Origin of the sequence: Roseibium denhamense (assembly GCF_009711415.1) — a bacterium.
In the GTDB taxonomy this organism is placed as follows: Bacteria; Pseudomonadota; Alphaproteobacteria; order Rhizobiales; family Stappiaceae; genus Roseibium; species Roseibium denhamense.
In genome coordinates, this window is record NZ_SMLZ01000114.1 from 209,889 (window position 1) to 222,229 (window position 12,341).

The window sequence follows — 12,341 nt, forward strand, 5'->3', positions numbered from 1 at the left end:
TTCCTCCCGTCATGAAACCAATGATGTCGCTATTCTACAAAAGACTACCACGCGACAGAGCCAAACCATAAACCGCCTCGGGGGATGACCATGCCGGACAAATACGACGTCGAGAAAAAACAACTCATCGACGCGGTCCACGCAAGCCTTGCCGAAGATGATCCGGCTCTCGCAGATTTCGCGGCTGCCTTTTACGACCGCGCCGCTGCCGAGGATCTGGTCCTTTATTCGGCCGAAGAGCTGCAAGGGTTCGCACGGGAAGCCTGGCAGGATTTCCAGACCCACGATCTCGGGACCCACCGGGTCAGTCTTGTGGATCCGGCCTTCAAGGCGAAGGGTACGAAGGCGAGAAACCTAACCGTCATCGAAGTTGTGAATGACAACATGCCGTTTCTGGTCGATTCGGTTATGGACGAGCTCCAGGACAGCAAGCTCGAAGTTCATCTGGTTCTTCATCCCATCTTCATTGTGGAGCGTGACAGCGGCGGCAAACTTCTGTCAGCCGTTGCCCGAAAGAAGCCGCCCAAGCGCAAGGACCGGCAGGAAAGCGTCATCCACATCCATGTGACGCGTATTGAATCCGACGATGATCGCCAGGCGCTGACAAACCGACTCGACAGGGTTTTAAAAAATGTCCGGTCTGTGGTCGACGACTTCAAGCCGATGCAGGAACGGCTGGCCGAAGCAATCGACACCTACAAAACAACGCAAATTCCCGGCTCCAGCGACGAGCTGTGGGAGGCTATCCACTTCCTTGAATGGATGGAGAACGACAACTTCATTTTCCTCGGCATGCGCGAATACACCTTTGATGGCGGCGTAGAGGAAGGCGAGCTATCGCCACATGAAGGGACCGGGCTTGGATTGTTGTCCGACCCGGACGTGCGCGTTCTGCGCCGCGGCTCCGAGTTTGTGCAGATCACTCCGGAAATCCGGGAATTCCTAAAGAAGCCCGAACCGCTGATTATTGCGAAAGCCAACGTAAAGAGCACGGTTCACCGCCGGGTGCACATGGATTATGTGGGCGCCAAGCTCTATGACGATGACGGCAGACTCGCTGGTGAATTGCGCATTGTCGGCCTGTTCGCCTCAACCGCCTATACAGAGCCCACGAACACAATTCCGTTCCTGCGCCGCAAGGTGGCAAGTGTACTTGCACGTGCAGGCTATGATTCTGAGAGCCATTCCGGACGCGCGCTCAAAAACGTGCTCGAAGCCTTTCCAAGGGACGAACTCTTTCAGATCGACCGCGAGAAACTATACGAGTTTGCAATTGCCATCCTTCAACTGGATGAAAGGCCTCGGATCCGTGTCCTGGCGCGCGCAGACAAGTTCGACCGGTATGTCTCGATCATGGTGTTTGTCCCCCGTGACCGGTACACGACGGAAGTCCGCCTGAATGTCGGGACTTATCTCGCCTCGATTTTCGAGGGCCGCTTGTCCGCCTGGTATGTGACCTATCCAGAAGGACCGTTGGCCCGGGTTCATTACATCATCGGAAGGGACAAGGGAGAGACACCGGCACCGGACCAGGACGAGCTGGAAACAGCCGTCGCAGATATGGTGAGAACCTGGTCGGACAGCGTCCGCGATGCCTTGAAGAACGAGTTTGCGGCAGCCCAGGCCCGTAAGCTCGCCGACCGGTATGCGCTGTCGTTTCATGGCGGCTACAAGGAAGTCTACAACGCACAGTCGGCGCTGTTCGATATCGTCCAGCTTGAAACGCTTTCCGACACGCACGACACCACGATCACATTCCACAGGGGTGAAGGAACATCGGCTAACAGGCTTCAGCTGAAGGTCTATCACCGCGGGTCGCCAATTCCCCTGTCCGCGCGCGTGCCGCTCCTGGAAAACATGGGCTTCAAGGTCATCAACGAGCGGACCTACCGGATTACCCCGGCGGACGCGCCGCTTTCCTATCTACACGAAATGACACTCGAGGCCCGGTCTGGCAATGACATCGAGTTCACCGGCCCTCTTCAAACCCGCTTGGAAAGCATGTTCATGGCGGTCTGGACAGGTCAGGCCGAAGATGACGGGTACAACCGTCTTGTCCTGACCGCAGATCTCGCCTGGCGGGACATTGCTGTTGTCCGGTCCCTGTCCAAATATCTGCGGCAGGCGGGCATACGCTTTTCCGAAGACTACATGTGGAACACATTGAACAACTATCCAGCCATCACGGCCAAACTGGTTGAGCTGTTCCGCCTGCGCTTCAATCCGGACGTGACTGAAGAAGACCGGAGCCAGGGAACGGACCGGTTCGAGGGAGAAATCACAGCCTCACTGGATGAAGTCGCGAGCCTTGATGACGACCGGATTCTGCGCCGGTTCCAGAATGCGATCGAGTCCATTCTCCGCACCAACTTCTACCAGTTGAGCGACAAGGGCCTGCCCAAACCCACATTTGCCTTCAAGATCGACAGCAGGAGCATTGTCGATCTGCCGGCACCCCGCCCATTCCGCGAAATCTTCGTCTATAGCCCGCGGGTGGAAGGGGTTCATTTGAGGTTCGGCATGGTCGCGCGCGGCGGATTGCGCTGGTCTGACCGGCCGCAAGACTTCCGGACGGAAGTGCTGGGGTTGGTGAAAGCCCAGCAAGTCAAGAACGCGGTGATCGTTCCCGTTGGCGCAAAGGGTGGCTTTGTTCCAAAGCAGCTTCCGCCGATGACGGACCGGGACGCCTGGTTCACGGAAGGAACGGAAAGCTACAAAATCTTCATCAACGCGCTTTTGGATGTCACCGACAACCTTGAAGAAGATCAGATCCTGGCGCCGGAGCGGGTTCAGCGGTTCGACGGAGATGATCCTTATCTTGTCGTCGCCGCCGATAAGGGAACGGCGACCTTCTCAGATACGGCCAACGGAATATCGGAGAGCCGGAATTTCTGGCTTGGCGATGCGTTCGCCTCTGGAGGGTCCGCCGGTTATGACCACAAGAAAATGGGCATTACCGCCCGTGGCGCCTGGGAAGCGGTCAAACGGCACTTCCGGGAAATGAACCGGGACATCCAGACCGAACCGTTCACGGCCGCCGGCGTCGGCGATATGTCCGGCGATGTTTTCGGAAACGGCATGCTCTTGTCGAAAGCAACGAGGCTGGTTGCGGCGTTCGATCACCGGGACATTTTCATTGATCCCGATCCCGACCCGGCCAAGACCTGGGACGAGCGCAAGCGCCTGTTCGACCTCGGCCGGTCATCCTGGAAGGACTACAACACCGATCTGATTTCCAAGGGCGGGGGCGTCTTCCCCCGGCAGCTGAAATCCATTTCGCTGTCACAGGAAATCCGGGACTTACTGGATCTGCAAAAGCCCAGCGCCACGCCGCAGGAGGTCATGACGGCCATCTTGAAAATGAACGTCGACCTCCTCTGGTTCGGCGGCATCGGCACCTACATCCGCGCGACAACCGAAACGGATGCCGATGCCGGAGACCGCGCAAACGACCCGATCCGCATCACTGCGCCTGAAGTCGGAGCGAAAGTGATCGGGGAGGGTGCAAATCTAGGCCTCACGCAGCTGGCCCGGATCGAATTCAACAAGAAGGGCGGGTGCAGCAACTCCGATGCAATCGACAACTCCGCCGGTGTCAATTCGTCGGATATGGAGGTCAACATCAAGATTGCGCTGGGCGCAGCGGTAAAGTCCGGCAAACTGACGATTGCGGACCGCAATGAACTGCTTGCCGAAATGACGGATGAGGTCGCCGACCTTGTCCTGCGGAACAACTATCTCCAAACGCTGGCGATCTCCATGACCCACCTTCGCGGCATGGAGGACTTTGGCTATCAAGTCCGGATGATGCGCCAACTGGAGCAAGAAGGGCACCTGGATCGCGTGGTGGAGCAGCTGCCGGATGAAGCCAAACTGGACGACATGCGCAAGGCCGGACAACTTCTGACGCGCGCCGAGCTGGGTGTGTTGCTGGCTTACGCTAAAATCACGCTGTTCGACTCGCTGCTGGAAAGCACCGTTCCGGATGATCCTTATCTGAACCGCGAACTCTTCCGCTATTTCCCGGATCAGATGGCCGCGTCCTACGCGGACGAAATCAATGGTCACCGCCTCCGCCGGGAAATCATCGCAACGATGCTGGCAAACTCGATGATCAACCGGGGTGGAGCAACCTTCCTGACCCGCCTCATGGACCAGACCGGCGCCACTCCAACCGAAATCGCTCAAGGATTTGTTGCCGTCCGCAACAGCTTTGACTTGACCGATCTAAATGCTGAGATCGATGCCCTGGACACCAAGATTGACGGAGCCATGCAGTTGGAACTCTACACGGAAATCCAGACATTGCTGCTGGAGCGTGTGGTCTGGTTCAAACGGAATGCTTCGTTTGAAAGCGGCCTGTCCGCCGTTGTGGAGCGCTTCCAGACCGGAATTACGGCACTTAGAGATCAGCTGGATACAATCCTGCCGGAGGAACAATCGGCATTTCTGAACGGCAAGGCAGAAGCCTACGCCATCGCGGGCGTACCAGAAGCGCTCGCCAAAAGAATTGCGTGGCTTCCGGCAGAAAGCGCAATCCCGGATATCGTCATAATCGCGGAAGAAACGGACGCAAATCTGGAGACTGCTGCCAAGGCATTCTTTGAGGTCGCCCATGGTTTCCGGATTGGCGCAATGCATGAACTCGCAGGCGAACTCGATGTTCAGGACTATTATGACGGGCTTGCACTGGACCGGGCACGGGCAACGCTGGTGGCCGCGCACCGCGCCGTATCCGTCGATGCCATTAAATGCGGCGGCTTTGAAATCTGGTCCGAAAAACACGCAAAGATCATTTCACGCACGCAAAGGGCAATTGCTGAAATCATGGACGGCGGACTGAGCGTCTCCAAGTTTTCGGTTGCAGCCAGTTTGCTTGCCGAGATCAGCGGGTCACACGATTAAGGAGGTGAATGTACCGCCCGATCCACGGGCTACGGCGGTACACCACCACAAGAAACCGGCCGAATGCGCACCAAGACGCGGCGGCATTACCACACTGCCCGCGAGCTCCGGAACGCGGGCAGACACCCAATGGTTCCTTAAAGAGAGGCTGGCCTCATGGCAACAGACGCTGATCGTATGCCAGTCTATTCCGGACGGCTTGCCGTTTTCTCATGGGCCTTCTTCGATTGGGCAGCCCAGCCGTTTTTCACCCTGATTACGACGTTTGTCTTCGCGCCCTACTTCTCCTCAGTGCTGGCAGCAACGCCGGCCGAGGGGCAGTCGCTTTGGGGATATGCGACGGCCGCTGCAGGATTGTGTATCGCACTTCTGGCACCCATCCTTGGGTCTGTTGCAGATGCCACCGGGCGCCGGAAAGCCTGGATCCTCGTCTGTTCGGTTCCGTTCGTGATCTGCTGCTGGGCATTCTGGTATGCCGCTCCAGGCGCACAAAATGGCGTTCTCATAGCTCTCATAGCCTTTGCGGTCGGAACCGTGGCCATTGAAATCGCAACGGTTTTCAACAACGCCATGATGCCTAGCCTAGTCCCCCCGGCCCGGATCGGCCGGCTATCTGGCCTTGGCTGGGCACTTGGTTATGCCAGCGGCCTGACAACGCTTGTGATCGCACTTGGCTTCTTTGCGGCCAGTCCGGAAACCGGCAAAACGCTGCTTGGGTTCACGCCCGTCCTGGGTCTCGACCCCACCACTTTGGAGGGAGACCGCGCGGTCGGGCCGTTTTCAGCCATCTGGTATGTGGTATTTCTTCTGCCCATGCTTCTTTTTGTGCCGGACGCTCCCAAAAGAAGCCGGTTCGGCGAGGCACTACGCACTGGCCTCAACGATCTGAAGACCAATCTGACCCATGCGCGGGCCAACAAGAACGTGTTCCGCTTCTTGATCGCCAACATGATTTACAATGACGGACTGGTCGCGCTTTTTGCCTTTGGCGGCATCTACGCCGCCGGGCAGCTCGGCTGGGGGTCGATCCAAATCGGCACCTTCGGAATAATCCTTACGATCACCGGAACACTCGGACTGTTGCTGAGCGGACGGCTCGATGATCGCTTCGGCGCCAAACTCATCATCATCTTCTGCCTTATCGTTCTGATGATATCCGGGCTCGGGATGATTTCGATCGACAAAACGACGATCCTGTTTGTCATTGAAACACCGCCTGGTGAGGAGGGCGTATTGTTCGGCTCCCTGCCAGAGCAGATGTTCATCGTCCTCGGTGCAATTATCGGAGCCGTTGCCGGCCCATTGCAGGCCTCCTGCCGAAGCCTGCTCATCCGTCTGGCTCCGCCAAATCAAGTCACTCAGTATTTCGGGCTTCTGGCATTGTCAGGAAAGGTCACCAGCTTCTTGGCGCCGCTCGCCGTCGGCCTCGTCACATCGCTGACTAGCAGCCAGCCTGCGGGCATGTCTGTCGTTCTCATTTTCTTTGGCCTCGGGCTGATGCTGCTAATGACAGTCAAAGAAAAAAGCGCCGGGCGGTGACGCCCAGCGCTTTGAAACCGTTTGAGTGTCGGTCGGCGGTCAGGCCACGTCCCGGACACCGACAAGGAAGCCTTCGACTTCCTGCTTGAGACGGTCGGCCTCCGATTGCAGAACATTGGCGGATGCGCTGACCTGACGGGCGGCTGTTCCGGTCTCGTCGGCAGAGGCCGCCACTTTCACGATGTTTTGGGCAACTTCCTGGGTGCCGTTGGACGCTTCCTGGATGTTCCGGGCAATTTCATTGGTTGCCATACCCTGCTGCTCGACCGAATCCTGGATACTTTCGGAAATTTCGTTCATCCGTTCGATCGTCTTGGAAATGCCTTTGATCGCTTCGACAGAACCTGCTGTTTCGGTCTGAACCGACTGGATCTGCAGCGAGATTTCCTCGGTCGCTTTTGCGGTCTGATTGGCAAGTTCCTTAACTTCCGCAGCAACGACGGCAAAACCCTTGCCGGCTTCCCCGGCCCGTGCCGCTTCAATCGTTGCGTTCAGGGCCAAAAGGTTCGTTTGCTCAGCGATATCCGTGATCAGTTTCAAGACCTCGCTGATCCGGTTGGCCGCATCCGCAAGACCTTCCATCTTGGCATTTGTCGATTGCGCCTGGTCCACCGCATGGCCCGCAATTTCTGTCGATTGCTGCATTTGCCGGGTGATCTCGCCGACGGAGGCAAGCAGCTCCTCGGCAGCAGAAGCAACCGTCTCGACATTGGAAGACGCTTCTTCGGAAGCCGCAGCCACGGCCGTGCTCTTGTCGCTTGTGTCATCCGCACCTGCGGTCAGCGTAACAGAGGCTGCATTCAAGTCCTGCACCTGGCTCATGACCGTCCCAGTCAATTCGGAAATCTGACGATCAAAATTCTGAGACAATTCGCTAATCTGCTCTGCGCGGGCAAGCTGCAGCCGCTGGGCTTCTTCCTGCTCAGCTGCAAGAGCTTCTGCCTGTTTGGACTTCTCACGGAAGACTTCAAGCGCCTTGCTGATTTCGCCGATTTCGTCCTCACGATCCGTATCGTGGATCGGCTCTTCATAACGGCGGTCGATAAGGGCCTGGATGCTTCTAACGGCCCGCTCCAGTGGACGCCGCACGATCGCGTTCCCAACCATATAGATCGACAGAGCCACGACCAGCAACAAAGCAATACCCACAGCGATTGTGAGTGTCAGGATCTGTGTTGAAGCCGCCTGCAGGGTGGACACCGGCACATTGACAACTACAGCCAGTTTCGCATCGGTTCCCTCAACAGCAACCGGCATGACGATCCGTTGAACTGGCTCTCCAAGCGTCGCAGAATAACCGGTATACTCGAAGGGCCGTCCTTCTTGCACAGCAGCGAGAAGCTGGTCTTTATACGCCAAGTCAGTTTCCTGGCTTCCTTCGGCCCACTCTTTTCCAAGAACCGCAGGGTCTGTGTGTGCAATCCAAACGCCATTTTGTGACAGAAGATGAACTGACCCCGTATCCAATGGTTTCTGCTGGCCCAGAACATCCGAAAGCGGCGTCAAAAGAATGTCGCCGCCAGCTACGCCAATAACTTCATTTTTGTGCCGGATCGGAATACTAAACGACACCCCAGTGACAGTCTTTCCATCGGCTTCCCAGCTGTAAGGCTCTGTCATGTAGTCTTTGCCGGAAACAAACGCCCCATTGAACCATAGCTGGCTAGCATCGTTCATATTGCCGACATCGATTGCCTCAATGGACCGGTACGCTAATGTTCCATCTGCTTTCCGGAAATAGTATGGACGCCATTCGCCTTTGTCGCCCCATCTTTCGTTGCCGACAAACTGTTCGTCTTTTCCGTCCAGCTGATCTTCTACAATGACGCCCCATGCGCCAGACAAATCTTTGTTCTCAAGAGCGATATTTTCAACAACCGCGCTCCAGGCTTCACGGTCTGTAACGCTGGCGTTTTTCATTCCGCCCAGGGCGCTGGACAGCGCCTGAGCCGATTTCAGGCCCTTCTCGAGGCCGCGTTGAACGAACTCGGCCTGCTCCCGGGCGACTGTTTCCGCCTCTGAACGCGCAAGTTCTTGCGTGATCTTGGATGCTTGCCAACCAATGAAGCTGATCCCGATGACCAGCGCCACCGTCAGGGTCGCCGCACTTACGCCGATAAGCTTTGTTGTAACTTTGGCTTTTTTGAACACCGATGCGCTCCGAAATTATCAATGAAGACAGGTGGGTACCTGTTCTGGCTTGCCTCACGCTATCGAAGTTCCGTTAACAAGCCCTTCAAATTTTATGCATTCAGAAGACGTATATCAGTACTTATGACAGTAAAACGGGTGGCGCTTTTAAATGGGCACGCAGGATGCCGCATGTTTTAAAAAAATTTCAAATAAAAACGGTCCGGCATGGCTGCCGGACCGGAAAAAGGTCTGGTGTCTGTACAGACACTCCTAATGACGGAAATGACGCATACCCGTCATGACCATTGCAAGACCTGCATCGTCCGCCGCAGCAATCACATCTTCATCGCGCATGGAGCCGCCAGGTTGAATAACCGCTGTGGCACCAGCTTCTGCCGCGGATAAAAGGCCGTCGGCAAAAGGGAAAAACGCATCGGATGCAACAACACAGCCTTTTGTCAGTGGTTCCTTGAGGCTGGCGGCTTCGGTTGCATCGAGTGCTTTCCGAGCGGCAATGCGCGCTGAATCAACCCTGCTCATCTGACCGGCGCCAACCCCGACCGTTGCCCCGTCCTTGGCATAAACAATTGCGTTTGATTTGACATGCTTTGCAACACGGAATGCAAATTTCAGATCCGCAAGTTCCTGGTCGCTTGGAGCGCGTTTGGTCACAACCTTCAGATCAAGGTCATCTACCACCCCATTGTCCCGGGATTGCACCAAAAGCCCGCCGGCAACCGATTTGACAAACAAGCCTTTGGCCCGTGCATCGGCAAGACCGCCCGTGACCAGAAGGCGCAGGTTCTTCTTGGCAGCAATAATCTCCTTGGCTGCATCATCCGCATCAGGGGCAATAATAACCTCGGTAAAGATCTTCACGATCTCTTCGGCCGCAGCAGCATCCAGCTTCTGGTTCAAGGCGACAATGCCACCGAACGCAGACACCGGATCGCAGCGCAGAGCCTTTTCATAGGCTTCGCGCAGGCTGGCCCCTTCTGCAACGCCGCATGGATTGGCGTGTTTGATGATTGCGACCGCACTTGTGCGCTCAGGATCGAATTCGCTGACCAGCTCGAAGGCCGCATCCGTGTCATTGATGTTGTTGTAGGAAAGCGTTTTGCCCTGAAGTTGCGTCGCCGTCGCCACTCCGGGCCGGTTTTCACCGGTCTTGTAAAAGCCCGCGGTCTGGTGCGGGTTTTCACCGTAGCGCATGACTTCAGCAAGCTGGCCGCCAACGGCCCGGTGCGATGGGGTCGCCTCGTTAAGCTGGTCCGCCAGCCAATTGGAGACGGCCGCATCATAGGCAGCCGTACGGGCAAATGCTTTCAATGCGAGCTCTTTACGAAGCGCAATCGGCGATTGACCGCCATTGGCGTCGAGTTCACCAATGACTGTGTCATAATCCGCCGGATCGGTCACGACGGTCACATAGGCATGGTTCTTGGCGGCGGCACGGGTCATGGCGGGCCCGCCAATGTCTATGTTTTCGATCCCCGTGGCGTAATCCGCACCAGACGCAACAACCTCCTCGAACGGGTAAAGATTGCCGCAAAACAAGTCGATCCCGGTAATTCCGTGCGCAGACATTGCCGCTGCGTGATCCGCATCGTCCCGGATAGCAAGAAGACCGCCATGAACGTTCGGGTGCAGCGTCTTGACACGCCCGTCCATGATTTCAGGAAAGTGCGTCACTTCGGAAATGTCGAGCACAGTCAGCCCGGCCTCTTTCAAAGCCTTATAGGACCCCCCCGTCGAAACCAGCTCAACGCCCCGCTCGCTTAAGGCCTTCGCAAACGGAACCAGGCCGGTTTTGTCAAAGACAGACAATAGGGCGCGTTTTACAGGAACCAGTTCGGGAACGGGAACGGCTTTGGACACAATGGCCATGACTTCTGCCTCGCAATTGGGATCGATCCGGGAAATGTGGCGTCGCCCTATCACGTCTTGGCGGAAATCGGAAGGTTCTGGCGTCAGTCTTCTAAAGGCAGTTCGCCGATTTCGTCAAAATCGCTTGTCCCTCGGCGGCTTAGTTTAGCGGTGGCCGTTTTGCGGAACTGCCAGGTAACCGACGGAATCTCCTGAACCAGACCGGCAATCACGATCTGCTCGGTCTTGCGGTGCCCATAGACATCCGACAAGTAGATGCTTTCCTCAAGCGACAGTTCGAGGCCTGGCGCATCGAACTCCCATGCTTCGCCATCCCGGCACACCAAAAGGACTGCCGTCCCGCCTCTTATAACCGATGCACGGGTGGCCGGGTGAAGATGGAAACGGATCGCAAAGGAAAGGTCTGGGTCGACGGCGCCTTCCAGCTCAAGCAAATCGATCCCGTCCAGAACGGTTCCATCAGCGGCAAGCCGCAACTCCCGGGCATGGTTGATACCAAATTCGGGCGCATACCCATTGTGCGATGCGGATACACGGGACCCGGCAGGATCATCTTCCCGGTCGAGGGCTACGCGGGTCGGACCGGAGATAATGGGCGCACCAAGGAAGTGGCCGAAAGGCTTTTCTGCGAGAAACCGGCACGAGGACGTGTCGTCGACCGTCAATGTGGAATGCGCAGCGGTTGACCGGCTCACCTTGCGCCATATGGCATTTGATTTCGCGGAGACGCCACAATTGACCACAATGCGGTGCGCTCCGGAAGAAAACTCGAAAGACAGACAGCCAGCATGCGCATCGCCGGACAGAGTGAGCTCGGGCACACTGCCGGTATCCATCACAACAACACTGTCGCCGCCGGTAAGGCGCTGGTAGCCGGAGTGGGGCGCGTTGCTCGGCGGAGCGCCGCGCGCGTCATCATAGGCCAGAATGGTCGCGATCAGGTCGCTTGGTGTTGAGCCCATGCCGTTGAAATGGGCAAGAGCGCCGTCGCCATGGCGGAAAAAGCGCAGCAAAGGCATCATCCTGTCGACGGATTCGACCATTCCTTGCGGGATCTCGAGCCCTTGGGCGACAAAGGCCTGACGGACCGGCAAAAGGTCGGCCATGATCTCGATAATGGCCTTCGGATTGCGCGACACATGCCCGCCATCCGGCAGGATCTGTCGCATCAGCTCCTGATCAAGACGGCGGATGCTTTGACGCGCAAACCGGCCTTGCCCTGCCATGGAGATGCAGGCGGAAGCTATGGCCAGCGCCGCCTGCAGCCGCTCTACCCCGTCATTCGTCTCATTGATCGTCTGGCGCAGGAAGCGGACTTGCCGGGCCAATGACTTGATGAAGGCGTGGTAGAAATCATGTTCGCCGTCCTGGAGAATGAAGGGCGAATGCGCCAGCCATGACAAGATTCGGCGGGTAACCACCGGCGCCTCCCACCCGACAGGGTGGCGCTTGCCGCAATAGCGGATCCAGTCCTCTACAAGGGCACGGGCGTTTTGGCGGGCGATCTGGCTGTCGGCCGCCCGCAAGTCCCGCAACCAGCCGAAACCATGCAGTTGGCGTTGCCAGTCCGGGTGCACCGCATTGAGTTCAAACGGCGACCGGCCCTGCGTTTCAACCAGATGTCCTGAAAACAGAAACCGTCCGCCATAGATATCGCCCGCATTGGTCGCATCGGCGGTCCGCAGATCCTGAGGCGCAATCAGCAGTCGCGACGGCACGGCCGAAAACGGCTGCAAGCGGAAAATGGGTCCGCCATGCATCCATTTCAGGGTGCGTTGCCAAATATACAGTGCCACCAGACGCCAGATGCGGCCTCTTTCGGACAAGGCTGTTATATTCACCAAACCACCCCCGGCTTTGAGGGTATCCGTGCGATT

General features: G+C 57.1%; 5 protein-coding genes. 2 read left to right on the forward strand and 3 right to left on the reverse strand.

The window, feature by feature from the left end:
* The first annotated feature begins 90 nt into the window (after window positions 1-90).
* Window positions 91-4,905 carry an NAD-glutamate dehydrogenase gene (locus E1180_RS18565; RefSeq protein ID WP_155193500.1) on the forward strand — a complete coding sequence of 1,605 codons (4,815 nt, stop codon included), beginning with the start codon at window positions 91-93 and terminating at the stop codon, window positions 4,903-4,905.
* 156 nt (window positions 4,906-5,061) lie between these two features.
* Window positions 5,062-6,444: an MFS transporter gene (locus tag E1180_RS18570; RefSeq protein ID WP_155193501.1), complete on the forward strand. Its 1,383-nt coding sequence runs from the start codon at window positions 5,062-5,064 to the stop codon at window positions 6,442-6,444.
* Between the two features lie 39 nt (window positions 6,445-6,483).
* Here the strand turns inward: E1180_RS18570 and E1180_RS18575 are convergent, their stop codons facing one another.
* From E1180_RS18575 to E1180_RS18585, 3 genes are all read right to left on the reverse strand, one after another.
* Window positions 6,484-8,595, reverse strand: a complete 2,112-nt coding sequence (locus E1180_RS18575) for a methyl-accepting chemotaxis protein (protein ID WP_208997238.1) — start codon at window positions 8,593-8,595, stop codon at window positions 6,484-6,486.
* A 252-nt stretch (window positions 8,596-8,847) separates the two neighbouring features.
* Complete coding sequence (gene purH / locus E1180_RS18580) at window positions 8,848-10,464, reverse strand: bifunctional phosphoribosylaminoimidazolecarboxamide formyltransferase/IMP cyclohydrolase (protein WP_155193502.1); 1,617 nt, start codon at window positions 10,462-10,464, stop codon at window positions 8,848-8,850.
* Between the two features lie 83 nt (window positions 10,465-10,547).
* Entirely contained in the window at window positions 10,548-12,224 is a 1,677-nt protein-coding gene (locus tag E1180_RS18585; protein ID WP_155193601.1) for a heparinase II/III family protein, read from the reverse strand.
* Between the last annotated feature and the right edge of the window lie 117 nt (window positions 12,225-12,341).

What these genes read in the sequence shown, in the direction of transcription:
- E1180_RS18585 (WP_155193601.1), bottom strand. Translation starts at nt 12,224, where the DNA reads ATGCATGGCGGACCCATTTTCCGCTTGCAGCCGTTTTCGGCCGTGCCG.
- purH (WP_155193502.1), bottom strand. Translation starts at nt 10,464, where the DNA reads ATGGCCATTGTGTCCAAAGCCGTTCCCGTTCCCGAACTGGTTCCTGTA.
- E1180_RS18565 (WP_155193500.1), top strand. Translation starts at nt 91, where the DNA reads ATGCCGGACAAATACGACGTCGAGAAAAAACAACTCATCGACGCGGTC.
- E1180_RS18570 (WP_155193501.1), top strand. Translation starts at nt 5,062, where the DNA reads ATGGCAACAGACGCTGATCGTATGCCAGTCTATTCCGGACGGCTTGCC.